This is a genomic window from Coleofasciculus sp. LEGE 07092, assembly GCF_015207375.1.
Taxonomy (GTDB): domain Bacteria; phylum Cyanobacteriota; class Cyanobacteriia; order Cyanobacteriales; family Coleofasciculaceae; genus LEGE-07092.
In genome coordinates this window covers 1-26,753 of sequence record NZ_JADEWY010000096.1, presented here as the reverse complement: position 1 = coordinate 26,753, position 26,753 = coordinate 1, and the positions used below count along the sequence as shown (strand labels likewise).

The 26,753-nt window shown below is 46.1% G+C and carries 25 protein-coding genes and 2 tRNA genes; 17 read left to right on the top strand and 10 right to left on the bottom strand.

Annotated elements, in window-relative coordinates:
* Window positions 1-44: 44 nt before the first annotated feature.
* On the bottom strand, window positions 45-2,642 hold the full coding sequence (gene gyrA / locus IQ257_RS20995) for a DNA gyrase subunit A (protein WP_193875629.1): 2,598 nt from the start codon (window positions 2,640-2,642) through the stop codon (window positions 45-47).
* A gap of 339 nt (window positions 2,643-2,981) precedes the next feature.
* Between gyrA and IQ257_RS20990 the strand changes: the two genes are divergently transcribed.
* Together IQ257_RS20990 and IQ257_RS20985 are read left to right on the top strand one after the other, a co-directional pair.
* Window positions 2,982-3,194, top strand: a complete 213-nt coding sequence (locus tag IQ257_RS20990) for a hypothetical protein (protein ID WP_193875630.1) — start codon at window positions 2,982-2,984, stop codon at window positions 3,192-3,194.
* 299 nt (window positions 3,195-3,493) lie between these two features.
* A complete protein-coding gene (locus tag IQ257_RS20985) occupies window positions 3,494-5,968 on the top strand; it encodes an NACHT domain-containing protein (RefSeq protein ID WP_193875632.1) in 2,475 nt (824 codons plus the stop codon).
* A 51-nt stretch (window positions 5,969-6,019) separates the two neighbouring features.
* Here IQ257_RS20985 and IQ257_RS20980 read toward each other — a convergent pair whose 3' ends face one another.
* A complete protein-coding gene (locus IQ257_RS20980) occupies window positions 6,020-6,547 on the bottom strand; it encodes a response regulator (RefSeq protein ID WP_193875635.1) in 528 nt (175 codons plus the stop codon).
* Window positions 6,548-7,028: 481 nt separating this feature from the next.
* Here IQ257_RS20980 and IQ257_RS20975 point away from each other — a divergent pair, with 481 nt between their 5' ends.
* From IQ257_RS20975 to IQ257_RS20955, 5 genes are all read left to right on the top strand, one after another.
* Window positions 7,029-7,946: a histone deacetylase gene (locus tag IQ257_RS20975; RefSeq protein WP_193875637.1), complete on the top strand. Its 918-nt coding sequence runs from the start codon at window positions 7,029-7,031 to the stop codon at window positions 7,944-7,946.
* 105 nt (window positions 7,947-8,051) lie between these two features.
* A complete protein-coding gene (locus IQ257_RS20970; protein ID WP_193875638.1) occupies window positions 8,052-8,228 on the top strand; it encodes a Uma2 family endonuclease in 177 nt (58 codons plus the stop codon).
* Between the two features lie 7 nt (window positions 8,229-8,235).
* Window positions 8,236-10,899: a serine/threonine-protein kinase gene (locus tag IQ257_RS20965; protein WP_228060887.1), complete on the top strand. Its 2,664-nt coding sequence runs from the start codon at window positions 8,236-8,238 to the stop codon at window positions 10,897-10,899.
* Between the two features lie 218 nt (window positions 10,900-11,117).
* Window positions 11,118-11,300 (top strand): hypothetical protein, encoded by a 183-nt coding sequence (locus tag IQ257_RS20960; RefSeq protein WP_193875640.1) that lies wholly within the window; start codon window positions 11,118-11,120, stop codon window positions 11,298-11,300.
* Window positions 11,301-11,444: 144 nt separating this feature from the next.
* Window positions 11,445-12,551: a response regulator gene (locus tag IQ257_RS20955; protein ID WP_193875642.1), complete on the top strand. Its 1,107-nt coding sequence runs from the start codon at window positions 11,445-11,447 to the stop codon at window positions 12,549-12,551.
* A gap of 56 nt (window positions 12,552-12,607) precedes the next feature.
* Here the strand turns inward: IQ257_RS20955 and IQ257_RS20950 are convergent, their stop codons facing one another.
* The 6 genes from IQ257_RS20950 to urtA all read right to left on the bottom strand — a co-directional run bounded on the left by IQ257_RS20950 (window position 12,608) and on the right by urtA (window position 18,984).
* Window positions 12,608-13,384, bottom strand: coding sequence for a sporulation protein (locus tag IQ257_RS20950; protein ID WP_193875644.1), 777 nt, complete (start codon window positions 13,382-13,384; stop codon window positions 12,608-12,610).
* Window positions 13,385-13,539: 155 nt separating this feature from the next.
* A complete protein-coding gene (urtE, locus tag IQ257_RS20945; protein ID WP_193875680.1) occupies window positions 13,540-14,238 on the bottom strand; it encodes an urea ABC transporter ATP-binding subunit UrtE in 699 nt (232 codons plus the stop codon).
* 116 nt (window positions 14,239-14,354) lie between these two features.
* Entirely contained in the window at window positions 14,355-15,116 is a 762-nt protein-coding gene (gene urtD, locus IQ257_RS20940) for an urea ABC transporter ATP-binding protein UrtD (protein ID WP_193875646.1), read from the bottom strand.
* Window positions 15,117-15,238: 122 nt separating this feature from the next.
* Entirely contained in the window at window positions 15,239-16,414 is a 1,176-nt protein-coding gene (gene urtC, locus IQ257_RS20935; RefSeq protein WP_193875648.1) for an urea ABC transporter permease subunit UrtC, read from the bottom strand.
* A 9-nt stretch (window positions 16,415-16,423) separates the two neighbouring features.
* Window positions 16,424-17,596: an urea ABC transporter permease subunit UrtB gene (urtB, locus tag IQ257_RS20930; protein ID WP_193875650.1), complete on the bottom strand. Its 1,173-nt coding sequence runs from the start codon at window positions 17,594-17,596 to the stop codon at window positions 16,424-16,426.
* A gap of 71 nt (window positions 17,597-17,667) precedes the next feature.
* Window positions 17,668-18,984, bottom strand: a complete 1,317-nt coding sequence (urtA, locus tag IQ257_RS20925; RefSeq protein WP_193875653.1) for an urea ABC transporter substrate-binding protein — start codon at window positions 18,982-18,984, stop codon at window positions 17,668-17,670.
* A 216-nt stretch (window positions 18,985-19,200) separates the two neighbouring features.
* Here urtA and IQ257_RS20920 point away from each other — a divergent pair.
* From IQ257_RS20920 to IQ257_RS20895, 6 genes are all read left to right on the top strand, one after another.
* Window positions 19,201-19,285 (top strand) — tRNA-Tyr (locus IQ257_RS20920).
* Window positions 19,286-19,348: 63 nt separating this feature from the next.
* Window positions 19,349-19,420: transfer RNA gene (locus IQ257_RS20915), tRNA-Thr, on the top strand.
* Window positions 19,421-19,622: 202 nt separating this feature from the next.
* Entirely contained in the window at window positions 19,623-19,904 is a 282-nt protein-coding gene (locus tag IQ257_RS20910) for a hypothetical protein (protein ID WP_193933187.1), read from the top strand.
* Window positions 19,905-19,934: 30 nt separating this feature from the next.
* Window positions 19,935-21,572: a hypothetical protein gene (locus IQ257_RS20905; RefSeq protein WP_193875657.1), complete on the top strand. Its 1,638-nt coding sequence runs from the start codon at window positions 19,935-19,937 to the stop codon at window positions 21,570-21,572.
* A 189-nt stretch (window positions 21,573-21,761) separates the two neighbouring features.
* Complete coding sequence (locus tag IQ257_RS20900; protein WP_193875659.1) at window positions 21,762-22,073, top strand: nucleotidyltransferase family protein; 312 nt, start codon at window positions 21,762-21,764, stop codon at window positions 22,071-22,073.
* The gene (locus tag IQ257_RS20895; protein ID WP_193875661.1) at window positions 22,070-22,411 is read left to right on the top strand and encodes a DUF86 domain-containing protein; all 342 of its coding nucleotides are present in this window, start codon (window positions 22,070-22,072) and stop codon (window positions 22,409-22,411) included. The genes IQ257_RS20900 and IQ257_RS20895 overlap by 4 nt, the downstream gene beginning before the upstream one ends.
* Before the next feature lie 118 nt (window positions 22,412-22,529).
* Here the strand turns inward: IQ257_RS20895 and IQ257_RS20890 are convergent, their stop codons facing one another.
* Together IQ257_RS20890 and IQ257_RS20885 are read right to left on the bottom strand one after the other, a co-directional pair.
* Window positions 22,530-22,943, bottom strand: coding sequence for an HNH endonuclease (locus IQ257_RS20890; protein WP_193875663.1), 414 nt, complete (start codon window positions 22,941-22,943; stop codon window positions 22,530-22,532).
* Window positions 22,944-23,153: a hypothetical protein gene (locus tag IQ257_RS20885; protein ID WP_193875666.1), complete on the bottom strand. Its 210-nt coding sequence runs from the start codon at window positions 23,151-23,153 to the stop codon at window positions 22,944-22,946.
* Between the two features lie 119 nt (window positions 23,154-23,272).
* On the opposite strand from IQ257_RS20885, the gene IQ257_RS20880 reads away from it, so the two are divergent.
* From IQ257_RS20880 to IQ257_RS20865, 4 genes are all read left to right on the top strand, one after another.
* Window positions 23,273-23,668 (top strand): DUF433 domain-containing protein, encoded by a 396-nt coding sequence (locus tag IQ257_RS20880; RefSeq protein WP_193875668.1) that lies wholly within the window; start codon window positions 23,273-23,275, stop codon window positions 23,666-23,668.
* Window positions 23,656-24,009: an ACP S-malonyltransferase gene (locus IQ257_RS20875; RefSeq protein ID WP_193875670.1), complete on the top strand. Its 354-nt coding sequence runs from the start codon at window positions 23,656-23,658 to the stop codon at window positions 24,007-24,009. Before IQ257_RS20880 ends, IQ257_RS20875 begins: the two co-directional genes overlap by 13 nt.
* Window positions 24,010-24,132: 123 nt before the next feature.
* The gene (locus tag IQ257_RS20870) at window positions 24,133-25,608 is read left to right on the top strand and encodes a PAS domain-containing sensor histidine kinase (RefSeq protein WP_228060885.1); all 1,476 of its coding nucleotides are present in this window, start codon (window positions 24,133-24,135) and stop codon (window positions 25,606-25,608) included.
* A 69-nt stretch (window positions 25,609-25,677) separates the two neighbouring features.
* Window positions 25,678-26,661: a serine/threonine protein kinase gene (locus IQ257_RS20865; protein ID WP_193875672.1), complete on the top strand. Its 984-nt coding sequence runs from the start codon at window positions 25,678-25,680 to the stop codon at window positions 26,659-26,661.
* The last annotated feature ends 92 nt before the right edge of the window (window positions 26,662-26,753 follow it).

Genomic DNA, 26,753 nt, shown 5'->3' with positions numbered 1-26,753 from the left:
CTTGTCCCCTTGCCCCCTTGCCCCCTTGTCCTAATCTTCCCCACCTACAATGCTTCATCCAGTGCTTCGGCTTCTGCCTCTGGATCGGATAGCGGGACTAATGCAACTGCCGCGATCGCGTCATCTTCATCCAAGCGCTGCACTCTCACCCCGGTTGCCATTCGGGATTGGGGTGAAATCGCATCAATGGACTGACGAATGATGATTCCTCGCATGGTGACAACCATCAGTTCATCGCCTTCATTAACCACCCGCAGCGCAGCTAATTGGTCTTTCTTTTTACGGAACTTAGTTGCTAACAATCCCATCCCAGCGCGATTTTGCAGTCGGAACTGGGACACGGGCACTCGTTTGCCCAAGCCACCTGTTGTTACTACCAGTACCCAAGGTCCTTGTCCTGCTGTCTCAACTAATTCTTCGACATTTTCGGCATTTAGGTCTTCTGCTACCTCTTCCTCTACCTCGATATCTTCTAGCGTGGCAGCGGCAATACTAGCAACTACTTGACCTGGAAGGATATCCATGCTAATTAGTTCGTCTTTGGCGCGTAGTTTCATCGCCTTGACGCCCCGTGTAGCACGACCGAGGGGACGCAGTTGATCGTTGTCCGATCTGAAATGAATCGCCATGCCCTGACGCGAGCCAATGATGATGCTGTCTTCTTCCCGAGCACGACGCACCCACCGCAATTGGTCGCCTTCACCGAGGGAAATGGCAATCAAGCCATTCGCCCGGATATTACGAAAGGCGTCTAGTGCCGTTTTTTTAATGTATCCCCGACGAGTTAGCATCACTAGATACTCGTCATTGGTGAATTCCGACACGGGTACGATTGAGGTAATTTTTTCATCGTGGGGAATCGGCAGCATCTGCACGATCGGTACACCTCTGGCAGTGCGGGAAGCGGCTGGGATTTGGTATGCCCTCAGACAGTAAACCACACCGCGATCGCCAAAGAATAAAAGGCTGTCGTGATCGCAGCAGGTGAGGAAATGCTCAACCCCGTCATCCTCTTTAATCCGCGCTGCTGCCTTGCCACGAGTTGCCCGTGCTTGGGCGGTGAAGGAATTGACGGGCATTCGTTTGATATACCCTTGCTCGGTGAGCAAAATCAGTACCTTCTCATTGGCAATTAGGTCAATATCACCGAGTTCACCTTCCACCTCTTCAATCACCGTGCGTCGCGGTGTGGCGTGGGTGGTTTTGAGTTGGAGGGCTTCGGTTTCAACGATTTCTAAGATACGGCTTCTACGGGCTAGGATATCTTGCAAGTCTGCAATGCGAGTTTGTAACTCCTCGTGTTCGGCTTGAATTTTCTGAGCTTCTAAGGCTGTCAAGCGTCGCAGTTGCATCTGTAAAATAGCGTCGGCTTGGGGTTCAGACAGACCAAACTGCTCAATCAACTCTCCCCGTGCCGTGGTGGTATCAGCAGCAGCGCGAATAGCGGCAATCACTGCATCTAAATTTTCCAGGGCGATGAGCAACCCTTGCAGGAGGTGATCCCGTTCTTCGGCTTTCCGCAGTTCGTATTGCGTCCGTCGGGTAATAGTTTCAATGCGGAAATCGAGGAAGACATCTAAGAACTGCTTGAGGGTCAAAAGCTGGGGTTCATTGTTCACCAATGCCAGCATATTGGCACCAAAATTGCTTTGCAGGGGGGTCTGCTTGTAGAGGTTATTGAGGACGACACGGGGATAGGCATCGCGTTTGAGTTCAATGACTATTCGCATCCCGGTGCGATCGCTTTCATCCCGAATATCCGAAATGCCCTCAATGCGCTTATCATTGACCATTTCGGCAATCCTCTCAATCATCGCTGCCTTATTGGTTTGGTAAGGTAGCTCGGTGATGATGATTGCTTCTTTATCGGGGCGTCCTCGATGTTCAAGGGTTTCAATTTCTGCGACACCCCGCATGGTTATGGAGCCGCGACCGGTGGTATAGGCTTCTTTAATCCCCGATCGCCCCAAAATCCGACCCCCTGTGGGAAAGTCAGGGGCAGGGATATACTGCATTAACTCTATATCGGTAATCTCTGGGTTGTGGATCAACACAACTAAAGCGTCAATCAACTCGCCGACGTTGTGGGGTGGGATGTTGGTTGCCATCCCTACGGCAATTCCTGATGAGCCGTTGAGCAGCAACTGGGGAACTCGTGCCGGTAAAACGACTGGTTCTTGCTGGGAACCGTCAAAGTTATCGATAAAGTCTACGGTTTCCGACTCGATATCCCGCAGCAGAGCGTCTGTGGCTAAGGTTTGCAAGCGGCATTCGGTGTAACGCATGGCGGCTGGCGGGTCGTTATCCACCGAGCCAAAGTTCCCGTGTCCGTTGATGAGGGGCGATCGCATGGAGAAATCCTGAGCCATGCGGACTAAGGCGTCGTAAACTGCCGTATCGCCGTGGGGATGATACTTACCCAGCACTTCTCCCACAACACGGGCGCACTTACGGAACGGGCGCTCTGGCGTTAGACCGAGTTCGTGCATGGCGTAGAGAATCCGCCGATGTACCGGCTTGAGTCCATCCCTGGCATCTGGCAATGCCCGACCCACAATGACACTCATTGCATATTCCAGGTATGACCTGGACATTTCGCTGCGCAGATTTGTCGGGACAACTCGCTCTTGGGAGGTACTCATAGAACGCAAAACTCCATGAAAAATTAAGGATTTGGCTGATAAATTAAAAAAATACGCCTAAAATACTTGTTTTTAGGCAGATATTTGCCAAATATTACAGGTTTATTATTAAATTTTAACACAAATTCAAGCCTCTCAGCAGGTGGGGAGTAGGGAGGAGTAACACTTCGCAAATTCCCTTGTCTCTATCGGTAACTACTGACTTCTCTCTCGTTTTGAGATACTTTGGAAATACTTGCAAAACGCATCTGCTAACGAAACTATGCGATCGCGTTGGGCAATGCCCTAGTGGAAGAATAATTAGCACGTTGTGCAGTCCCGTCGGAGAAGACAGAAAAAATGGATATTGCCATTGCTTTGATAGCTTTTTGCATTCTTGCTACTTTGGTGGCACCCGGAATCCTTTCTAGGGAAGTACTCATTGCCTTGCTTGGCTTTGGCATTCTTTATCTGGTGATGCCGAATCTTTTGACGACAGAACAAGCTTTAGCCCTAATTGTTTTTGGTGTTCTTTTTGTTCTGATCATCCCTGATTTGTTGAAGAAAAAATAGTTAATGGGGAATGAATTAACCTCCCTAACCCCCAACTATGAGGGAAGCTCTAGGCTGGGTGGGGGCTAATCGACGGATATTGCATAAGTCTGATAGCCTTCAGTAGCGATCGCTGCTATAGATTCGTGCAAGAAGGATTCAAGGAAAGAAAGCTTGTGCAGTAAGCTTTTCTGGCTTTTTAAACTGGGTCATTATTTTTGCCACGCTGCACTAGACAGGATTGACTTAGACTTGAGTTTTGCTGCTGAGGGAGAAAAACAAAAAGGGTATGATTTGAAAAACATCAGGCTCATTGTGCTATGGCGCGATCGCAGCGTTCACTTCAAGTTGCCCCAGACAACCTCCCCAAAGTCAGACAGGCTCTCCGACGTAACGGCTTTCCTAGCCAGAGAACTTTCGCTGATACGCTCGGAATCTGTCGATCCACGGCTTATAAATTTTTTACAGGCAGAACCGTTGATTTTAGTTATTTTGTCGAAATTTGCGAGAAATTAGGGCAGGACTGGCAAGATATCATCACTCCACTTGCAGATACCGAGTCATCTTTTTCTCCACCTGAACGACTAACACCGCCTGATGCAACTTCAACAGTACAGGTGCAAGATGAGAGTTTAGATATCGACACCGTAGTGCAACAAGTACGGCAGCACTGTCATGCAAAGATTCAAACACTGTATGGCAAGATGCAGCTACTGGATATTTCCCAGCCTGTTGATGTCGATAACTTTTATGTTGAAGTTAACATCCTCGAAGAAATTAGCAGTCAACAATGGTTAGAAATTTCTGACTTTCTCCAAAGCTTCAACCCCGATGCTGATAATTTTGATCGTTTGGGTTTGGGTAAGGTGCGTCAGCAACGAGTACCGGGGTGGGAAGCTGTCGAAAAATATCCCCGACTCATGGTGCTGGGGAAACCGGGTTCAGGCAAGACGACTTTTTTGCAACATTTAGCCATTCAGTGCAATGCAGGAAAGTTTCGAGCGGAACTGGTGCCAATATTTATCCGGCTGAAAAACTTGGCTAAGTATGCCAGGGATGAGGGGGATTTTCGATTATTCAACTACATTCACCGAGAATTTGGCAGTTGCGGTATTTCAGATCAGGAGATAACTGAAGCGGTATTGAGTCATGGCAGAGGATTAATTTTACTGGATGGCTTGGATGAGGTGCCTGCTGAAGATGAATTGGAAGTTGTCGAGCAAATTCGGCAGTTTTCGGAAGATTATTACAAAAATCAACTTCTTATCACTTGTCGCCTTGCGGCATCTCAATACAGGTTTTCTGGCTTCACTGAGGTTGAGATAGCCGATTTTAATCAACAGCAGATTGAATCCTTTGCTCAAAAGTGGTTTAGAGCGGTTGCCAAGACGAATGGGGAGGAGGGGTTAAGGAAGGCAGAGCTATTTATTGAAACGCTGAATCGTCCTGAAAATCAGCAAATCCGAGAACTGGCAATCACACCGATTTTGCTGCATCTGACTTGTTTAGTGTTCGATGCTAAAGCTCAGTTTCCCACGAATCGAGCCAAACTGTATGAGGAAGGGCTTGATATTTTACTCAGAAAATGGGATGAAACTAGAGGTATTCAACGGGATAAGGTTTATCGGGTTTTGACTTTGCCCCGTAAGAAAGAGTTATTATCTCATCTAGCGGCTATCACCTTTGAGAAAGGGGATTACTTTTTTGAACAAGACAAAATCCAGCAATTGATTGCTGATTATCTGGATACATTAGCAAGTGCTAGCAGAGATGTTCGGGGAGAACGTCTCTCCTCAGAGGAATTGCAGTTAGATAGTGAGGCAGTACTCAAAGCCATTGAGACACAACACGGGTTATTAGTGGAACGGGCAAGGAAAATTTACTCGTTCTCCCATCTGACGTTTCAGGAGTATTTTACTGCCAGAGAGTTGACTAGTCATACTCAACCGGATACTTGGGAAAAACTAGTTAGCCATATTAGTGATAAGCGCTGGCGGGAAGTTTTTCTTTTGACGGTTGGGATGCTGCCGAATCCTGATAAACTGTTGTTGTTAATGAAACAGCAGGTTGATGGACTTGTAGCTAGTGATGAGAAGTTACAGCAGTTTTTGATGTGGGTTCAGGAGAAGTCTCTTTCAGTTAATGCTCCCTATAAACTAGCGGCTGTGAGAGCTTTTTACTTGGGTATTGCTTTTGCCCGTGACCTTGGCATTACCGCTGATCTTGATCAGGGTGGTGTTCGCAATCTAGAACGCGCCCTTAATCTTAATATTGACTTTATTTATAAGGATCCTGGTAGTTCTGACCCTGCCCTTGACATTAACCTGGGTCGTATACTTGCCCGTGCCAATGACTTGATTTATACCCGAACGTCTAGCCTTCCCAATAATCGTGATTTTACTTTTGAGCCTCTCTTTCACTTGATTTTTACCCTTGCTCTTGAGACTGAACTAAAAGAAGCGCTAAAGGAACTTGCAAATCAACCAATTCCTTCAACTCCAGAGATGCTCATGATACAAGAACATGAGCAATGGTGGAAAAATAACGGCAGCACTTGGATCAAAAAATTACGAGATTTGATGATTCAATATCGTAATATTGGTCATGATTGGCAGTTTAGCAATAAGCAGAAGGAAGTAATTAAACAGTATTATGATGCCAATAAGTTGTTGGTAGATTGCCTGAATAGTACTGGCACTGTAACTCCCGCAGTACGAGAAGAGATTGAGGATACACTATTATTACCCATAGCTGAGATTGAGAAAAGAAGTAGATGCATTGATAATCCAATCTAAATAGAAGCACATTTAAGCAGTAATAACTCTGATAATCAAGAGACACTATCGTTAATCGCTCTCATTGCCAGCCCTGCGGAACTGACACTTTCTTAAAGCTTGAGTGAGTTCCTCCACTTTGGGAGGCTTACTAATGCACTCATCCATCCCCACCTTCAGACATTGTTCACGAATTTCTGGCATGACTTCCGATGTCACAGCAATAATGCAAGGACGTTCCTCTAGAGTCCATTCCTGACAAAGGCGACGTGCTAACTCTAATCCTCCCATTTGCGGCATCTGAACATCCGTCAACAGCACATCATAGTGCTTTCGACGCAACGCCACGAGAGCCTCCACTCCATTAGTCACCGAATCAGCCTGATAACCGAGCGATCGCAAAACTCGTAACGCGATCGTACAATCGGTTGGGCGATCTTCAGCTAACAGAATCTTTAGGGGAAGCTCCTGTGCAAGATTATCAAGCAGGTTAGCCTTGGAATTAGGGTTTTGGTCAGGTCTTTCGCCAAAAATACCCATTAAAAGAGTATCAAGCCGGGAGAGTTGAATCGGTTGATTTTCAAACGCTGCTGCATCCATTGTGGTTATACTCGCTATTGGTGAGAATCTCTAACTGTGATGCTCCCCGCTAAATGCCTTGAATTGGGTAAGGCAATCCGACTGTAGTTGAGATCAGCGACGGCGTTGTTAAGCGATCGCTTCAGTAATTTTATTTAACCCTACTGTGGAGTGAGATGCGGATTGAGAAAAGGTTGAGATTAGCTTGACTTGTGAGTGAGTCAACTTGCGGTAATGGGTTGTCCACTCAACAGAGTCTACAGTAAATGTTCGATGCGTTACTACTCATATCTTGCACCATTGTCAGTAAACCCGAAAACCCGCCCAGAGTTAAAACTCCGGGCTAATAGCTTAAGTCCATTGAAATGGACTACAACTTTTGTCCAGTCGTCTTTAGACGACTTTAGCTCTGAGACAGTGGTTTTAACAACTGGCGGGTTATTGCCACTGGTACTATACAATTTTCAAAAAGCCCTCTGTTGCTGCCAACGCTGCTCGAACTATGCTCCCAGTCATCTACTCCGATGAATTTCTCCAGCACGATAACGGTCGATTTCATCCAGAAAAACCCGAACGGCTAACCGCGATTGTCAATGCCTTAAACGCAGCACCTTGGGCAGATAAAATCGAGTGGCAGCAACCCACACCCCTAGAAACTCGTCCTGTAATGCCCTTGCTGCAACAAATTCATGACCAACATTATATTGATTTAGTCGAGAAAATCGCTAGACGCGGAGGCGGTATGCTGGATGGGGATACGCGGGTTTCTGCCCGCAGTTATGATATCGCCTTATTAGCAGTGAGTGCATGGCTAGATGGAATCGATCGCGTTTTAGCAACCAACAATCCTGCTTTTGTTCTAGCACGTCCACCAGGACATCACGCCGAACGCAGTCGAGGAATGGGATTTTGTTTGTTTTCTAATGCAGCGATCGCAGCTTACTACGCTTTGGAAAAGCCTGGAATCGAAAAAGTTGCCATCCTCGATTGGGATGTCCATCACGGTAACGGCACCCAAGACATTGTAGAAAAAGATGCCAGAATTGCCTACTGTTCTCTACATCAGTTTCCCTGCTATCCCGGCACCGGTCAAGCTAGCGAACGGGGTTTCCACAACAATGTCCTCAATATACCTATCTCACCAGGTAGTACCCTAGCCGACTATCAGCCCATGTTCGAGGAAAAAGTCATGCCTTTTTTCAAGGAGTTTCAGCCCGACTTGCTGATTGTCAGCGCAGGTTATGATGCCAATGCTGATGATCCGTTAGCGAGTGTTGCTTTAGAACCGCAAGATTATGGCGTGTTCACTCAGTATTGCTTGCAAGTGACTCGCCGAATTTTGTTGGGTTTAGAGGGGGGTTATGATCTTAATGCTTTGGCTAAATCCGTGGTGGCAACGATTAAAACTTGTTTAACGTGAGATGGACAGCTCATGTTGCCTGTCCTACGGGTAGAAGATGCCTGTCCTTGGGGTACAGGGTAATTTATTTTTGGGAATTGCAAAGACTAAAATTAAAGTAGCAGCTTGGGTAAGGTTCCAGAGTATTGGATTGTTGATCTGAAGCATCGACGAGTTACCGTACTGCGCGAACCTGCCGATGGGAACTACCGCTCTGAGCAAACACTGACAGCAGGAGAAATCACACCGATCGCATTTCCCAATGTAACCGTTTCCGTGCAACGGTGGTTAGAGGGATTCTGAAAACCCCTTGCCAATCGACATCTGCCTTGAATTTGTTAGTACGGAAGATAGACGCTTGGAAACTCCCAGCGTTGTTCATGCATCAAATAAGTATAAGCCCCTATCGCCAGCGAATTCTGTAAAAATGCCCACTAATCGCCAACTACAGCGGATGAAGGCAAAGCCTTCCCGTTGCCAAACTCAGCATACAAAAACTCAGACAAAAGTAGGAATCAAGCGCTGGTTCAATCCGCTGGGATGGGGACACCTGCTACTAGGCGTTTGGGCAGTATCAGGAGCGATCGCTACCGCCTTGGATGGAAGTTTGGTACAACTAATGGAGCGGCAAACTCAAACCTTTTTCTTCCAACTCCGAGGTTCAGTCACTCCCCCTTCAGATATCATAATCTTAGCGATTGATGACGAATCTATAGCTCAAGAGCAATTTTACCGCGCTGAACCGGAAAAGTTCCCTTACCTCGAACCCCTTGCCACCTGGCCCTGGAAGCGAGAAGCCTATGCTATAGCAATTGACCGACTGATGCAAGCTGGGGCAAAAACTGTCGCACTCGATATCATATTTGACCTGCCCAGCAATAAGAGCAGTGACGAACAGTTTCGACAGATACTACAAAAGTATGCGGGTCGAGTCACCCTAGCTGCCCAATACACCGATGGCGACATGCGTCAAGGCAGCTTAACCCAGCTCATCCAGCCCAATGCCTTATTCCAAACTCAACCCATGTCTTTGGGTTCGATTAATTTTCCCATAGAGCCGAACGGCAGAGTTCACCGCCTCGCCAGTGAGTATCCCAAACTGCTGTCCCAAAGCTATCCAGAGCAAGCTCAGGCATTGCAGGAATTGGCAACACAAGTCCCCTCCTTCGATGAAGCCACCTTGCAAGCGGCGGGAGTCAGTTATCCTCAACCCAAAGGTAACTCGATTTTCTTCTACGGTTCTCCTGGCACCTTTGAAACCATTCCCTTTTGGTACGTCCTCGACCCCGAAAACTGGAGTACCTACCTCGATAATGGCAACTACTTCAAAAACAAAATTGTTGTTATTGGCGGCACGGCTAGCTTATTTCAAGATTTTCATCCCACCCCATTTTCCGAAAGTTGGTTATATCCAGCCTGGATGAGTGGTGTGGAAATTCATGCCAATGCGATCGCCACTTTAATGACAGGACGCTCGATTGCTGAAGCTCTCCCCCATCCCCTTCAACGAGGATTGCTGGTATTCATTGGGGTCATCGGCACAGGAGTTGCACTCAACCGATTGAAGCAGGGCTGGGTTCGTCTGGGTTTAACCCTAGGACTGGTGGTGATTTGGGGGGGAATTAGCTACGTCTGCTTTGTGGGCAGTTTTCTTATTTTACCCACCGCCGTCCCCATTTTAGCGATCGCCCTGAGTGGGTTTTCCTACAGCACTATCAATTTGATTCGGGAACGCCTCCACCAAATTAATCTGCAACGCACCCTCAAACGTTACTCATCTGCCCCTCTAATCCGGGAAATCATCTCACAACACAATGATCTTCGAGATTTAATTCGGGAACGAGAACAAGAACTATTAGGACAAAACTTAGGCGGGCGTTACAACATCCTGAAAGTTCTCGGTTCCGGTGGATTTGGCGACACCTATATTGCTGAAGACACCCAGCGACCGGGGAACCCTCATTGCGTGGTGAAGCAACTTAGACCCGCTAGCGACCATCCTCAAATTTGGAAACTTGCCACACGCTTATTTGTCAGAGAAGCAGCGATTTTAGAAGAACTCGGTAGACATGACCAAATTCCCCAACTTCTTGCTTATTTTACCGAAGACCAAGACTTTTACCTCGTGCAAGAATTAATTGTCGGTCATCCCCTCAGTCGAGAGTTACCCTTTACCCGACCCATTCCCGAAGTCAATGTAATTGCTATTTTACGAGATCTCCTCCCCGTTTTAGAGTTTATCCATTCTCAGGGCGTCATTCATCGAGATATCAAACCCGAAAATATCATCCGGCGGGAATCAGATAACCAATTGGTGCTGATTGATTTTGGAGCCGTTAAAGCGATTCGCACACAATTGAGTGAGGGTGAGGAGCGCACTAAGCTAACGATTGGAATTGGTACGAAAGGCTATATGCCCAGAGAACAAGCCGCAGGCAGCCCCAAATTTAGTAGCGATATTTACGCCCTCGGTAAAATTGCCATCCAAGCCTTAACTGGACTCACCCCCGAACGATTGCGAGAACAGCCCGAAACGGGAGAAACTATTTGGGAAGAAAAAGCCACCGTAAGTCCGGAGTTTGCAGTAATCGTAAATCAAATGATACGCACTGACTTTCGTGAGCGCTATCAATCTGCTACAGAAGTATTAGAAGCACTGCAACCCTTAATTGCTACATTACCCCCAGACTTGTCCCCCAGTTTTGTTATGCCAGAAGAGCGAGCCACTCATTCTTCCTCCTTATCAGACATACCTGATGCTACAGTACCCTGGGCTGGCTCGGTTGAGCCACCAGAAGCTGATGACTCAACTACAATGGCATGGTCAGAATCAGCTAACCCACCAGAAGCTGATGACTCAACTACAATGGCATGGTCAGAATCAGCTAACCCACCAGAAGCTGATGACTCAACTACAATGGCATGGTCTGATTCTTTTGCAGACAGTCCAAAGTCCCCATCCTCCGAAGATTAGTTCTCTACTTAATTTACAGCGGTTTTCAGGACGGTTGACTCGTTACTATAATGTTCTGTTACAAGAAAAACCTTATAGCGTTTCCCAATCCACTGAGGTAAAATTTACCCCATTAATAAGTGTTAGGTTTTAGATGTTATGTAGTACGGTAAACGTCCCTTTATTCGGTACGGTAACTGTATTGGCAACTAGCATAACCTTGAACGGAGGATACCTGAATGGGACGCAAAGCAAAACTCAAAAAAATCAGACGGGAAATGGCTTCACAAGAACCATCCGAGCCAGAGGTTAATTCTGAGCCGACTAACTTCGTCAATCAGCTAGAAAAACAAGGCTACCAACTTGATCAAGCGGAACGTTGTCCGGAACTTCCCGAGCAGCGTAAAAATCCACAGTTATAAACAGACGTTGTTTTGTTCTCAATCGGATTTGAATAAAGATTCTAGATCATACCAAATCCATTTTTACAGAATTTAGGCTAAAAATTAAAAAGAGCGCTCCCCCGTCTACAGCACCCCCCCTTAACGGAGAGAAGACGACAAAATATGAACAAAATTCTAGTGATTGAAGACGAGGACGATATTCGCAGTAACCTTTGCGAGATGCTTAGTGCTGAAAATTTCGAGGTAATTGAGGCAGAAAATGGTCACATCGGAATTCAACGAGTACTTTCTACGTTACCCGACTTGATTCTTTGCGACATTATGATGCCAGAGCTTGATGGTTACGGTGTTTTAGAGCAACTGCGCCAGCATCCTTCTACAGAGGCAACTCCCTTTATTTTTCTGACGGCTAAAGCGGCAAAAACTGACTTGCGCCAAGGAATGGACTTGGGTGCTGATGATTACTTGACTAAACCCTTTACCCGCGATGAATTGCTGACAGCGATCGCAGCACGCTTAGAAAAGCAAGGGGTATTGGAGAGACAATCTCAGAAAAAACTGGATCAATTGCGCGGTCAAATCAGTCATTCCCTACCTCACGAATTGTACACGCCGTTGAATGGAATTATCGGTTTATCCAGCTATATGTTTGAGGAGTATGATTCCGTCGAGCGAGAAGAAGCCTTGGAAATGTTGGCGGAAATTACTACCTCCGGGCGGCGTTTGTATCGACTGACACAGAATTTCTTGCTCTACGCCGAACTGGAATTGATGGCAACCGATCCGTTCCGGATGAAGGCGCTACAGAGTCGAGAGGTAAAGACTTGTAGCAAAATGATCCTGTCTGAAGTGGCATCTCAGAAAGCGCACCAGATAGGTAGGGTAGGAGATTTGCAGTTAAACCTGCAAGGAACTGTGGTTTATATGTCGGAAGCTAATTATCGGAAGCTGATTGAAGAACTTGTCGATAATGCGTTCAAGTTTTCTACTCCCGGAACCCTGGTGTGTGTGAGCGATCGCACTCAAGGCGATCGGGTATTTGTATCGGTGAGTGATCGGGGGCGGGGAATGACACCGGAGCAAATCGCTAACCTAGGAGCCTATATGCAATTTGATCGCAAACTCTACGAACAGCAAGGTTCAGGGTTGGGACTTGCGATCGCTAAACGTTTAGTTCAATTGCATGGTGGAGAGTTAACGATTGATAGTATTCCAGCAGAACAAACCACTGTGCTAGTGGATCTGCCAGGAGAATTATCAACACCATAACATTCCCCCGTGAAGTCAGAAGCCCACGTCATAGCTTACGCTTGACGCTGGGTAGTTCACTGTAAATGGCTCTGAATCGTACTATCAATAAAGGTTTCTAAATCTGCCAGGGGACGAGCCAGATAATCAGAGGTTAACTGAAAGCGGGCGTAGCGTTCATCAATATCGAAGGCTTCTTGCAGAAAACCCCCAAAACCACGCGCCCGTTTGTCAATTTCTAAAAGAACATTTAACTGATCTGCACTCAGGGAAAAAATGACTTCCACTTCATCCAAGCGCCCCCGGTACTTGCCAATAGGGCGAAACTCAAACTCTTGGACAAAAGGATACCTGCCTCCCAAGCGGGGGCTATACTCGCAATCGACTTTATAAAGTTGAAAGCCAAGATTTTCCAACGCATCCAGCACCATTTGCATCAACGGATGCGGACGCACCTCAAGATAATCGGTATCCTTGGGGTCAATCGTCATAGAAATATCTAAACCCGTCCGCAGGTAAACCGATTGGTGTCTTAACGTTAGCGGTGTTTCGTAGGGGAGTTGGAACAAAAAGGGAATAACCTTTTCTTCTTTGGAATGCAAGTCGAAGCGTTCTGAGAGGCGATATTTCATCAACACGCACTCCTCTGTCACCCTGGTATCCTCAACCTCCCGCTGGTACTGGGTAGCGACGTAGAGGTAGATATCATCTATCTCCTGGGAAACATCTCCACCGATAATGTGAACTTCCCCGTTGAGCATCGCACCGGGTATGAGAGAATCTTCGTACAGACGCGCATCTACCGTTGCTGCGCCGATACCCACCTTCGCTAAGAGCTTCTTGAACATCGACATAGTCTTCTTTCTTGCTGGGCGATACCCTATCCTAATCCAACAAAAATCTAAATGGCAGGGAGTCGAGTCAGCTACTACAACTGTCACTTCACTTACTAATCCGGACAGGTAGATTTCTGCTCTACAAAGACTTAACCCAAAACTAACGTGTCAGTTCAAACGGCAAGAAATCTCTGAATCACCTCATTACTCAGTTCGCTCGTTGCTCCAGACGCGACAATCCCTCCTTTCTGCATAGCGTAGTATCGATCCGCTTGGCGTACAAAATGCAGGTGCTGCTCGACGAGTAGTACAGAAATTCCCGTAGACTCGACAATGCGGCGAACCGCCGCTTCAATTTCCAGAATAATAGAAGGTTGGATACCTTCTGTGGGTTCGTCGAGTACCAATAACCGGGGTTTTCCCATCAAAGCCCGAGCGATCGCTAGTTGTTGCTGTTGTCCCCCGCTCAAGTCACCCCCCATCCGGGATAGCATAGATTTTAGAACCGGAAACAGGGTAAAAATTTCCTCAGGAATCTCTTGATTTCTAGTGCGATCGCGTCGCGCCTCTAACCCCAAGAGTAAGTTTTCCTTTACCGTTAAACGAGGAATAATCTCTCGCCCCTGAGGAACATAGCCAATTCCCAACTTCGCCCTGCGATCAGGAGATTTCTCAGTAATCGATTCACCTGCAAGGGAAATTGTACCCGTCCGAGGTTTAAGCAACCCCATAATTGTTTTCAGTAAGGTGGTTTTGCCCACTCCGTTGCGCCCAATCAGGCAAACCATCTGTCCTATCGGTACGCTTAAATCAACAGTCCGGAGAATATGGCTTTCACCGTAGTAGACATTCAAGTCAGAGACTTGCAGCATTATTTGGGTTGGGGCGCTGGGTTCGGGAGCGATCGCTTGATTTGTTGAAACCATTGTGCTTTTTCAAACGTTTCTTAAGATGCTGTTTCTGCCTAACTATCGAGCCGTCTCTACTATCAGTTTTCTACTTCCGAGGAAGGGGTTTGTCCCAAATATACTTCAATCACATGAGGGTCATTCTGCACTTCTTCGATACTTCCTTCACAGAGTACCGAACCTTCATGCAAAACTGTCACCTTCCGAGCAATCTGTCGCACAAATTCCATATCATGCTCAATCACAATAATCGAGTGACTTTCTGCTAGGGCTAGCAGTAACTCCCCGATATTTTCTGTCTCCTCATCCGTCAAACCAGCAACAGGTTCATCCACGAGTAATAAATCCGGTGACTGCGCCACTAACATTCCAATTTCTAACCGTTGCTTTTCTCCGTGAGAAAGCAAATCCGCTTGTAAATCGGCTTTGGCAACTAACCCAACGGTTTCTAATAAACTTGTAACCGTGTGTCTGTCTGATGATAAAGGACGCCCGAATAAGGTAGAAAACACATTTTTATTACGATTGCAGGCTAAATCCAAGTTTTCCCGAACGGTTAAATTGAGGTACACTCGGGGTGTTTGAAATTTTCGCCCAACTCCCATTCGAGCAATCTGATACTCTGATATTCGCCGCAAGTTGCATCCGTTAAATACGACTCGTCCTTGAGTGGGTTGGACTTTCCCGGTAATTACGTCCAAAAAGGTAGTCTTTCCTGCTCCATTGGGTCCAATTACCACCCGCAACTCCCCAGCATCCATACTGAAGTTCAGGTTGTTGAGAGCTTTAAAGCCGTCAAAACTAACTGTCAGATTTTCAATTTCTAATAGGTTTGATTTCATATTTAATTTTTTATTTGTGAAACCAGCGATCAATTTTTTTTAACGCAGAGGTACGCAGAGGATAACGCAGAGGTTTTGGAGGCACTCTGGTATTTGATATGAGGCAAAGGAAAATGATGTACTCAATGACCAATTTCTTCACGTTCGCGCTGTACCTCTGGGTCTTCTTCCAAGCTAGGGTAGGTTATAACCTGTCTATCCATTCCCAAGAGCGATCGCATTTTTTGTATCCCTTCTGAATACAGCCAACCCGCTAATCCATTGGGTAGTACTGTCACCACGATCAAAAACAGCGCTCCCTGGAAAAATAGCCAAATTTCTGAAAACTGTTCGCTCAAAAGACTCTTGGCAAAATTTACCACCAGCGTTCCTAACACGGCACCTACTAGCGTCCCGCGACCGCCTACCGCTACCCAAATCACCATTTCAATGGAAAATGCAATATCCATCGCTTTCGGTGAAATGATACCGCTTTGTAGGGTAAACATTGCCCCACCCAGTCCCGCTAAAGCGGCAGAAATTGCAAACACCAACACCTTAAAACCCGTGGGATTGTAGCCTGTAAAACGTACTCGACTTTCATCATCCCGAATTGCCACTAACAGGCGTCCGAAACGACCTCTGGTGAGCCATCGACACAGGGCATAAGATGCTGCTAAAAATAGTACAGTAAGGGTGTAGAAGATAAACTGAGTTCGGGATGAATTCACATCCGCCCCCAGCAGGGTTTTATAGTTGGTCAGACCATTGGTGCCATTGAACAGTTTCTGCTGACCGTTAAAAAAGTTAAAAAAGACAATAGTTGCGGCTTGGGTGAGGATGGAAAAGTAAACCCCTCGAATGCGGTTGCGGAAGACCAAATAGCCAAACAATCCCCCGACTACGGCAGGAATTAGGAGAACTGCAACAGCAGCAAACCCAAAGGAATCAAAGGGTTTCCAAAACCAAGGCAGTTTATCGCCCCCGTAGAGAGTCATGAATTCCGGCAAGCGACCCGCTTCTAACGGTGCGAGTTGCAGGTGCATGGCTAGGGCGTAACCCCCCAAGGCAAAAAAGATACCATGACCGAGGCTTAACAAGCCAGTATAACCCCAGATTAAATCAATCCCAAGGGCTGCGATCGCTAAGGCTAAAAATCGTCCCAACAGGCTAAGGCGGAAGCCAGAAAGCAGCACTGGCATTAAGACAATGAGCAGCAGTGCAACTAGGGCAACGCCACTCACTTCAATCAGCATTAACCGACGACGCTGACGCCGACGATTAATACCAGGAATTTCAATTACGGAGTCAGAGGTCATTACAGTTTATTACAATTCATAGGAGCGCCCTTTCTGCGGGAAAATACCCCCAGGTCTTACCTGCAGGAAGGCAATAATCAGAGCAAATATCATTACCTTTGCCATACTTGTAGTGGCAAAGAAGGTAAAGAAATCCAATAGAGGCTTGATAGGTGCAAAGGTTAGAGCGAGGATGCCGGAACCGATGAGGTAGTTTACCGTCCCAATTGCCAGCGCCGCCACGATAGTACCCGCTAGCTTGCCCACACCACCAACCACCACCACCATGAAGGTATCCACCACGTAGTTCTGACCCGTATTCGGACTCACCGAACCGAGTAAACTAATCGCACAACCAGCAACTCCCGCCAAACCCGAACCAATGGCAAAGGTTATCGCATCAACTTTAGCTGTGGGAATGCCCAAGCAAGCACTCATACTGCGGTTTTGAGTAACGGCACGAATCCGCAACCCCCAAGCCGAACGCTGTAAGAATAGGTAAACTCCTGCCACGCACAGAATGGTTAACCCGATAATAAACAGCCGCACATAGGACAATTGAAAGCTGCCCCCCGACAACTCCACCAGCCACCCCCCCCGCAACCAAGCGGGTGCTGTGACATCTACACCCTGAGTTCCGAACCAAGGCTTGGTGACAGCCAGTTTGAATGTCTCACCCAAGAATTTCCCACTAACAAAAGCAATACCTAGGGATAGTACACACAGGATTGGGACTGCCCAATTGCGAATCCCCTGAAAATCTGCCCGCTTAGACAGTACCCACAGCGCCCCAAAAAATAGCACCACAAACAGGGCAATCCCGATGATCATCACCCAATTCACACTGCGGACGAACTGCTGCAAAATCAGGCTGACTCCCCAGGTTGCTAGCAGCGTTTCTAGGGGGCGTCCGTAAAGATAGCGAATTACCCCTCGCTCCAGCACCAACCCGACTAGCGCTGTCACTAAAAATGCGATCGGTACGGCAAACAGGATATAGGTTGCAAACCACGGTTCACCCAGCGGCTTGAAAGCATTTTGCACCACAAACGTGGTGTAGGCTCCGAGCATCATCAACTCGCCATGGGCTAAATTGATGACACCCATCAGCCCAAATACAATGGCTAGCCCGAGGGCTGCAATTAATAACACAGCGCCAATGCTGATGCCGCCGTATATACTATCTAATAGTCCTGCTAGCAACCTTTTCCTCCAGGGATTTTAGAGTTTGGATTTTAGATAGGGTTCCCATCCAAAATCCAAGATTCAATGCTTCAAATTTTGTACTTGCCGCCCTTGCTGGAGTCAGACCAATCGCAGGCATATCCCTTCGTATCGGCAACGTACTGATTCCAGGGAATTGGTTCAACTGCTTTATCGGTGGCATAAACGATTTCAAAAAGACCGTCATCCCGAACTTCACCAATCCGCACCACTTTTGAAAGGTGGTGGTTGGGGTTCATTGCCACCGTACCTTCGGGGGCTTCAAAGGGTAGACCATATGCAGCTTTACGGACGGCTTCTAAGTCGTCAGCAGTTCCGGCTTTTTCTACTGCTTGCTTCCACAGATGAACCCCGATGTATGCCGCTTCCATCGGATCGTTCGTAACCCTGTCTTCGCCGTACTTTTTCTTAAACGCCTCGACAAACTTCTTATTCTCTGGCGTATCAACGGTCATAAAGTAGTTCCAGGCTGCATAGTGACCTTTTAGGTACTCTACCCCGATCGCTTGGACTTCTTCTTCAGCGATACTGACTGACATCACGGGATACTTATCAGGTCCCAAACCAGCGCCCTGCATCTGTTTGAAGAATGCCACGTTGCTGTCACCGTTGAGGGTGTTGAAGATGACACCGCCATCGGGCAGGGCTGCACGAATTTTGGTAATAATGGGCGTAACTTCTGTATTACCCAGAGGCAGGTAATCTTCGCCAACGGTTTCGCCGCCTTTGGCTTTGAGTTGCTCTTTGATAATGGTGTTGGCGGTGCGGGGAAAGACGTAATCGGAACCAACCAGGAAGAACTTTTTACCTTTGTTTTCTAAGAGCCAATCGACTGCAGGCTCGATTTGCTGGTTGGGAGCAGCACCAGTATAGAAGATATTGTTGGAACACTCCTGACCCTCGTATTGCACGGGATACCAGAGCATGTGCTTTTTCTCTTCAAAGACGGGCAGCACTGCCTTGCGGCTGGCAGAAGTCCAGCAACCGAATATGACGGGGACTTTATCCTGATCGATGAGCTTTTTGGCTTTTTCTGCAAAGGTGGGCCAGTCAGAGGAACCATCTTCGACAATGGGTTCGATTTGCTTGCCTAGAACTCCACCGGCTGCGTTAATTTCTTCAATTGCCAGTTGCTCGGCATCCACGACGCTTTTTTCGCTAATCGCCATTGTGCCACTGAGGGAGTGCAGAATCCCGACTTTAATCGTGTCGCCACTACTGCCAGCCGCAACTGGAGATTCAGTGGTTGTTGTACTGTCTGCTGTATCGGTTGTTTGAGCGCTGCCACAAGCTTTTAACAGAAGGCTAGTACCTAATGTTGCGGAGCCGTAGAGCAAAAATTTACGTCGCCCTAATCGCTTTGCCATTTGTATAAATAGTCCTTATCTGTAATTCAGCGAGTTGATATAGACCAACACAGTCAAGCTGTGATAATAGAGCCAGCTCTCCTAGTAAATTGTTACCTGCTATACAAAAAAGACTGTTGCCGGCGAAAAGAGAGGAAAAAAATTTTTAGTCTACTGGGAAAAGACTTGAATATCTCAGACTTAGTTGTGCTAAGATTAATATTCGTGGATGAAATTGGGTCGGTGCCCGAGTGGTTAATGGGGGCGGACTGTAAATCCGCTGGCTACGCCTACGCTGGTTCAAATCCAGCCCGGCCCACCACGCACCTTGCTTAATGCAGGTGACGTGTACGATAGAGAAAAAAGCTATCTCTGCATGAAATTTGCCCGTGTAGCTCAGTGGTAGAGCACACCCTTGGTAAGGGTGAGGTCACGAGTTCAATCCTCGTCACGGGCTTTGGATTTGTACGCTAATAATTCTGTAGGATGACTTATTGTTTGTCGTCGGTGACAGATTACTGTCGCTGCGACTAATTATCATGTATCCTGAGTTACTTTGGAAGAACGTCAGCGAGAAGTGTTAGATTTTGCTCGTTACATACCACTTTGCGATCGCGCTTTGAAAGGATGACAGGGTGTAATGGTGCTAGAAAGTCAGCATGAAGATGGAACAGCAGATAAAAGAAGCGATAAGCCTCCGGCATGGCTTCGCTTACTGCTTTTCATTTGGATGGTTTGCGAGAATAGGGTTTACCCATTCGGGGAACCAACTACTCTGTGTGAATATGTTGAAGCTTGCTGAGAGTGCGATCGCACTTCGCGTACACGTCGCGATCACATTCATCAATGCTTGGGAAATAATCTTAGAGGCTTTGGTAGCGAATGAGGAGTTCAATCTGATATATCTAGCCCAGCCTATACGCGGAAAAAGGGCTTTATAATCAAATTATTACATCTTGAGCTATATCTAAATGACAGAAGAATCAAGAGAGCTATCACACGCGCTATTTGCTCAGGAACGTGCCTACATTAAGGAGCATCTTGGCGATGAGTCCTGGATAAAAGTTTATGATTACTCTCAAAATAGACAAGATAATAAAATTTTTTACTCGGGATTAATTTCTAACGAATTTGTTACTGAAGCCCTACAAAATACAAACTGGGAAGTAGATATCAGCAGCGGATTTCCTGGTTGTGTAAGATTTGGAGATGGTACCGTTGAGTACAGTAGGTTTGGTATTGCAGATGCAGAGCCTCTAGTATTTATTCGAGATTATGTTGGCTTTAGGGAAAGCCATGCTGAAATATCTGAAGAATTTCGCTTTTTCCATAACCTTTACCATGATTCAAGGAAAAATGAGTTTTTGAAATTTGATGAATCTGGAGAAGAAGAAACTATTATTCGCTTTCAAAACGAGACAATCTTGATTCGTTTAAGGGAAATTCGGCAATTCCTTGCCATTAGAGAGGCACATCTTGGATTGTTTTTTGATTATGTTCGTTACTCTAATCTAGATATTTCTAATGTGCCAAAAGACCAACAAAGAGGTGAATATAAGGATGAGGATACAATTTATCAATTTGGAGTAAGCAAAGCATTTAGTCATAGCAATTACAGCACTGTATCGTATCTTCAGGGAAAGAAGTTGATTTTTCCATACCCTAAGTCAAAAAGTGGATTCTGGCCTTACAGTGAAGATGAAACGGAAATATATGAGGAATTCCAGCTAGGTGAGACTCCTGATGGTGATCCTATTACTTTCACCTGCAATTGGAAGAAATTAGCTAATTATTTTGGCGCGAATCCTGATGCCCCCCACTATCTGACACCAGTTTATTTTAAGCGTGATGTGCTTCAAAAATACTATAACGACCCTGAGCGTTTTTCAGTGGAAGATTCATACCTAAGATGTGGTGTGAGCTGGGGAGTTCGCATGGATAACAACCATGAAAATGTGGTTATAGTCTATCTCGGCGATTTAGGTCGCGATCTTCCAGCTAAGGAGCGAGCATACTGGAAAGTTTTTAATATCCCTCCAAAAGGGTCACTAAGTACCACCAAGTATATGCGAGATTTTCTTGGTATACCTTTTGATCCTCAAGGGAGAGATTTAAAGTTTAAGCAAAGATATCAGCAATTAAATCAAAAATGGAAAGCTAAGTATGGTTGGTATTTATTTCGCGAACTCTCATCTGAAGATTTTCATTTCTTCCAAAATCTCCGGGTTCCACTGAATAATAGCCAATCAGAATTCGACTTGCAGATTCTCACACTAGCTAAAGTTTTCATAGATGCTTTGAATGAAAACGAAATTGAAAAAAATATTTCATCTATTCCTGATCCTCCAAGAGGTATAGCAAAATTTTCTGTTTTCCTTGAAGAAAAGAATTTTGTTGATTGCCAGGAGGGATTAGCTCTGCTTCGAGATATTCAATGTATTCGTTCGACTGGTGTCGCTCACCTAAAAGGTAGTAATTATTCAAAACTGGTCAAGAAGCTTCAGCTATCGGAAAAAGAGCTACAAAGAGTCTTCTGCGACTTGCTTGATCGATCGGCTACGTTTTTGGAGAAGTTGTCGAGTGATATTGATCGGCAATCAACTGTATGAGCTACCTAACAACCCCTCCCAACTTGTCCAGCAATGCTTGCCACGCCTCAATCTTTGATAGACTTTGCAGTAGCTTAGGAAGTTATGAAAAATGGTGTTCGCCATCTGGAGTGTTGGAAGAGTGTGCCTAGAGTGCCAGACTAGAAGCAGCGATTTGACTAAACCTTAAAGCGTTGGGAATGTAGCAGCATGACTAGCAAAACCGGGTTAGGGATTAACGATTTGTTGCAAGAGCAGCGATCGCAAATTCTCGCTATTGCTGAAAAACATGGAGCCTACAACGTGCGGGTGTTTGGTTCGGTGGCGCGAGGAGAAGCAACCGAAGAGAGCGATATTGATTTTTTGGTTGACTATGATTTGGAAAAAATCACGCCCTGGTTTCCAGCAGGACTATTAATTGATTTAGAACGGCTGCTCAATCGCAAGGTTGATATTGCGACAGTGGATATGTTGAAGGAACGTATTCGCGATCGCGTATACCGTGAGGCGGTGATGCTATGAGGCGTGAAGCCCAACGGCTGCAAGATATTTTAGATGCGATTGCAGCGATTGAGCAATATACCAGTCAGGGCAGACAGGCGTTTGATGAACAAGAACTGATTCAGGTTTGGGTTATTCATCATCTCCAGATTATTGGAGAAGCGGCAAATTCCTTATCTGGTGATTTGATGAATCGATATTCTGAGGTGCCGTGGGCACAGATTGTGGCTTTCAGAAATGTTGTAGTGCATGAGTATTTCCGGGTATCGCTGAATTTAGTCTGGGCGATCGTACAAAATAATCTACCTCCGTTGAAGGTAGCGGTGGAAAAGATATTGCAGGAGTTGGGGGAAGCGTGAGGTGAGAGTGCGATCGCTAATCTATCCTTCTTGTGAGGAAATAGTGCGATCACAAGATTGGCGCTCGCTTGGGGGGAAGGGCGATCGCTCATTCATTGCCTGCCAACTTTAGACAAGTTTAGGGTGGTGGATGACGACCTAGCAATTCCTCTTCTACCCTAATCGCCAACATTGTTGCTCGATTCAAATCAAGTGCTTGTACCGTTACTCGACCTGTAGCTGTCAACCCAACAACTTGCACACCGTTCCAATCAAAGTGTTCTTTCCATGCCTGTTGGCGAGGATTAAAAATGGAGACAACTGCACCCGTCTCCGAGTCCTCAAGATTTTGCCGTGCGCCCTTGCGAAGTGAGCAGGAGACACAAGCAAGAGCCAAGTTTTCAGAAATTGTCTCACCACCGGCTACAACAGGAATAATGTGGTCGATATGAAAAGTAGCGACTTGACCAATTTGCGATATCCCGCAATACTCACAACGGTTATCTGCTCTTTGAATGACCAATCGACGGAGGGAAGCTGGAATCGTTGCCATCTATGCTTGCTTCATCACCCGTGTCGATCGCAAACGCAGTAGAGATAAAAATTCCACCAGTTCAACAAGTCCTTCTGCTTCCTGTCGTTCTGCCTGAGACAGTGTATAGCCCTCATCCTGACGATCCAACAACAATTGTAAGCGTGCGTGAACCGCTTGGGGAAGCTGGAATCGGGTTAATTCGATAGGAATCTCTACGATTTCGGGCATAGAGCAGTTAGTTTAATTAGCAACTTTACTGTAGCCTCATTGTAGGCGAAAGCATCCCAAGGGCGTATGTGTCGCACTCAAACACTATAAAGACAACTTCTAGAAGGGAAGCTGTGGGTATGACGACCCGATCTAATAAACAATCGGCTATCATCCGTACAGAACGCGGACTAACCATCGCAGGAACTCGCATCACCCTATACGATGTGATGGACTACTTAACTGCCCAATATCCACACAAGTTTATCCGTACTCTATTCAGGCTAACAGATGAGCAAATGAACGCGGCTCTTTCCTACATTGAAGCCAATCGTGCTGAGGTCGAGGCTGAATATCGTGTTGTACTGGACGAGGCTAGAGAACTTCAGCAATATTGGAGAGAGCAAAATCGTGAGTTAATTGAAAAAATCGCCAAAATGCCGCCACCTCCTGGTAAAGAAGATGCCTGGGAAAAGCTTCAGGCTCACAAAGCTAAACTTCAAGCCAGACTTGCGTCCAAAGCGTGGTTTTTCTAATTGACCATAATTTGGAAGGACATGGGATGCTTCTGTTGGGAAGTATCACCAGCCAAGGCTGGCTGGATTTATTTCCAATTCGCTTTATCTCCCTTGAGGAGGTAGAACTTCCCGCTAACAGCAGTGATAGGGTTGTCTGGCGATTTGCTCAGGCGAATCAGATGATTTTGCTGACAGACAATCGAAGAATGAAGGGCAAAGATTCACTCGAACAGGTATTACGCGAAGAAAACACAGCAAGTTCACTTCCTGTAGTCACGATTGGAGATGCTGATCGAGTGCTAAATGACCTTGATTATCGAGAACTTTGCGTAAACCGTCTCCTACCGCCGCATTTTTAAAAGTGATAATTGGATAATGAGACTACTGAATAGATGTTTTCTAAAATTACCTTTTTTCTCTTCCTCTTCTCTCGATCGGTAATCGGTTAAGGTAACAAAAGCACCAATAATTTGGAAGTTTTTATGAGAGGAAGTAATATGGATGGGAATAAAGGTCACGCTCATGAGCAAGTCTCTTGTCCTGATACTTACTCGTTGTCTATTGCTCTCTTGAAAGAAAATTTGAATCAAAAAAACCTAGCAACCTATGGGCAAGCAATCGCCCATCAGACTCATCTCGACAAACAATTTCAAAAAACCCTTAAAGACTTATCCGCCCTTGAATTTGCATTAGACCAGGCGGCAATTTTAGCCATTACCGATAAAAAAGGCACTATTATAGATGTTAACGATAAATTTTGTGAACTCTCCCAGTACAGCCGCCAGGAACTGATTGATCAAAACCACCGCCTGATCAAATCAGGCTACCATCCCCCAGAGTTTTTTAAAGAATTTTGGGCAACCCTGAAAACAGGTAGGGTTTGGAAAGGTGAAATCAAGAATAGGGCTAAAGATGGCACTTACTATTGGGTCAATACTACGGTAGTACCCTTTTTGGATGAAGAGGGAGAACCGTATCAATACTTAGCTATCCGATTTGACATCACCGAACGCAAGCGGGCAGAGGAGGCACTGCGGCAAGCGGAACTCGTCTCCCGACAACAAGCTCAAGAGCTTGAACTTGCTCTCGACAAGCTTAAACAGACTCAAATTCAACTGGTTCAAAGTGAAAAAATGTCCAGCGTCGGACAATTGGTGGCTGGTATTGCCCATGAAATTAACAATCCGGTTAACTTTATTTACGGCAACCTTGACTGTGCCAGCGAGTATGTTCAAAGCTTGCTAAACCTGCTGGGTGTCTATCAACAGCACTGTCCGGTAGATGTGCCGGAAATTCAAGCGGCACTCGATGAATATGAGCTGGATTTCTTGGTGGAAGATTTGCCTAAAATGGTGGCATCGATGCAATTGGGTGCCAACCGTATCCGGGAGATTGTCCTATCGCTGCGGAACTTTTCGCGCCTAGATGAGGCAAAGATGAATCCGGTGGATATCCACCAAGGCATTGATACAACCTTACTAATTCTGCGAAACCGCTTCAAAGCAAAAGCAGCCTATCCCGAAATTACATTAGTTAAAGAGTACGGCAACCTGCCGCCTGTCGTGTGCTATGCCAGTCAGCTCAATCAAGTCTTCATGAACATTATCTCTAATGCCCTTGATGCCTTGGAAGATCAGCCACTACCCCGAAGAATTGAAATTTCAACGTTTTTGGCAAGGGGAGATGAACCCCTATGGGATGGGCAATGTCTAATTTCGAGTTGCCCTTTTGCCGTGATTTTAATTGCGAACAACGGATCGAGTATTCCGGTAGAAGTGCAGAAGCACTTGTTCGATCCATTCTTTACCACGAAACCCGTCGGCAAAGGAACGGGTTTAGGACTGTCCATTGCCCATCATATCGTCGTTGAAAAACATCAGGGTCATCTAATCTGTATTTCAAAGCCGGGAGAGGGGGTTAAATTTGCTATTGCCATTCCTCTCATGCAAGCCGAGTAAAGCAAACCGATAGGATGTCTGAGTAGCCTTGTGCCAGAATAAAATCAGGCATCATAAAATTCACTGGCAATGGCTTGGACAGTCGGACAAACCTTACAAAATGGTAAGTATCTCATTGAAAAGGAGTTAGGGCGGGAGCGTTTTGGCATTACCTATTTAGCGAGAGACGAACAAGGGAACGAGTTCGTGATTAAAACCCTGCATGAGGATAAGCTCAAGCAACTAACTCCAGCGGAACAGGATAGCTTGAAATCGAAGTTTGTCGATGAAGCCCGGAAGCTAGAGGGCTGCAAGTATCCTCATATTGTGAAAATTCACAAAACCTTCATTGAAGGGCAGCTCTACTGCTTGGCGATGGAGTATATTCACGGGGATTCTCTAGCCAATCTCGTCTCAAGAGTATTCTCAGAGAAAGAAGCACTAGGGTACATTGAGCAAATTGGCGATGCACTGATTAAGATACATGGTAAGGGCTTGTTGCACCGGAATATTAAGCCTGCCAATATTAGGGTGCGAACCAATCAATCGGAGGCAGTACTGATTGATTTTGATTTAGCTGGGGAATTTGACTATCCTTTTATTTACCGGTGGCAGAATGAACCCTTTGCTCCCATTGAACTAAATTCTCAAAAAATATTAACAGGAGCCTGTACAGATGTCTATTCCTTAGCCGCTACCCTTTATGTTTTGCTGACTGGAAAATTACCAGCGAGTGCCTTAAAGCGCACAGAAGGCAAAGCGGATTTAATTCCACCCAAAGTAATTAATCCTCATATTTCCAAACGAGTCAACCATGCCATTATCAAAGGCATGGAATTAGATCCCACACATCGTCCCCAAACCATGCAGGAATGGTTAAATTTATTGGGATTAAGGCGCAGTTTTGCGATCGCTTTACCAAAACAGCCACGTTGGGCAGTAGCCGTAGAGATTTTAGGAGTGGTAGGGATATTAGCAGCCGTGGTATCTACCAATATTAACGTGCTGGGATTTTTGGAAAGACACATCTTACCCCCTTCTGAAAAGGTGATGCCATTCGAGGAGAATCGGTAACTATAGCGTTTCTCTATCTGGTGAAGTACACCCTGATGAAGGCAGGGAGTAGGGAGCAGAGGAATTGGGGAGCACACGAGCAAGTAAGACTC

Bases quoted from the DNA above. Each gene is read 5' to 3' on its own strand.
- gyrA (WP_193875629.1), bottom strand. From the start codon at position 2,642: ATGAGTACCTCCCAAGAGCGAGTTGTCCCGACAAATCTGCGCAGCGAA.
- IQ257_RS20905 (WP_193875657.1), top strand. From the start codon at position 19,935: ATGACAGAAGAATCAAGAGAGCTATCACACGCGCTATTTGCTCAGGAA.
- urtC (WP_193875648.1), bottom strand. From the start codon at position 16,414: ATGACCTCTGACTCCGTAATTGAAATTCCTGGTATTAATCGTCGGCGT.
- IQ257_RS20880 (WP_193875668.1), top strand. From the start codon at position 23,273: ATGACGACCCGATCTAATAAACAATCGGCTATCATCCGTACAGAACGC.
- IQ257_RS20960 (WP_193875640.1), top strand. From the start codon at position 11,118: ATGGGACGCAAAGCAAAACTCAAAAAAATCAGACGGGAAATGGCTTCA.
- IQ257_RS20900 (WP_193875659.1), top strand. From the start codon at position 21,762: ATGACTAGCAAAACCGGGTTAGGGATTAACGATTTGTTGCAAGAGCAG.
- IQ257_RS20950 (WP_193875644.1), bottom strand. From the start codon at position 13,384: ATGTCGATGTTCAAGAAGCTCTTAGCGAAGGTGGGTATCGGCGCAGCA.
- IQ257_RS20985 (WP_193875632.1), top strand. From the start codon at position 3,494: ATGGCGCGATCGCAGCGTTCACTTCAAGTTGCCCCAGACAACCTCCCC.
- IQ257_RS20910 (WP_193933187.1), top strand. From the start codon at position 19,623: ATGAAGATGGAACAGCAGATAAAAGAAGCGATAAGCCTCCGGCATGGC.
- IQ257_RS20895 (WP_193875661.1), top strand. From the start codon at position 22,070: ATGAGGCGTGAAGCCCAACGGCTGCAAGATATTTTAGATGCGATTGCA.
- IQ257_RS20865 (WP_193875672.1), top strand. From the start codon at position 25,678: ATGGCTTGGACAGTCGGACAAACCTTACAAAATGGTAAGTATCTCATT.
- IQ257_RS20975 (WP_193875637.1), top strand. From the start codon at position 7,029: ATGCTCCCAGTCATCTACTCCGATGAATTTCTCCAGCACGATAACGGT.
- IQ257_RS20890 (WP_193875663.1), bottom strand. From the start codon at position 22,943: ATGGCAACGATTCCAGCTTCCCTCCGTCGATTGGTCATTCAAAGAGCA.
- IQ257_RS20980 (WP_193875635.1), bottom strand. From the start codon at position 6,547: ATGGATGCAGCAGCGTTTGAAAATCAACCGATTCAACTCTCCCGGCTT.
- IQ257_RS20955 (WP_193875642.1), top strand. From the start codon at position 11,445: ATGAACAAAATTCTAGTGATTGAAGACGAGGACGATATTCGCAGTAAC.
- IQ257_RS20885 (WP_193875666.1), bottom strand. From the start codon at position 23,153: ATGCCCGAAATCGTAGAGATTCCTATCGAATTAACCCGATTCCAGCTT.
- IQ257_RS20870 (WP_228060885.1), top strand. From the start codon at position 24,133: ATGAGAGGAAGTAATATGGATGGGAATAAAGGTCACGCTCATGAGCAA.
- urtA (WP_193875653.1), bottom strand. From the start codon at position 18,984: ATGGCAAAGCGATTAGGGCGACGTAAATTTTTGCTCTACGGCTCCGCA.
- urtD (WP_193875646.1), bottom strand. From the start codon at position 15,116: ATGAAATCAAACCTATTAGAAATTGAAAATCTGACAGTTAGTTTTGAC.
- IQ257_RS20990 (WP_193875630.1), top strand. From the start codon at position 2,982: ATGGATATTGCCATTGCTTTGATAGCTTTTTGCATTCTTGCTACTTTG.
- urtE (WP_193875680.1), bottom strand. From the start codon at position 14,238: ATGCTGCAAGTCTCTGACTTGAATGTCTACTACGGTGAAAGCCATATT.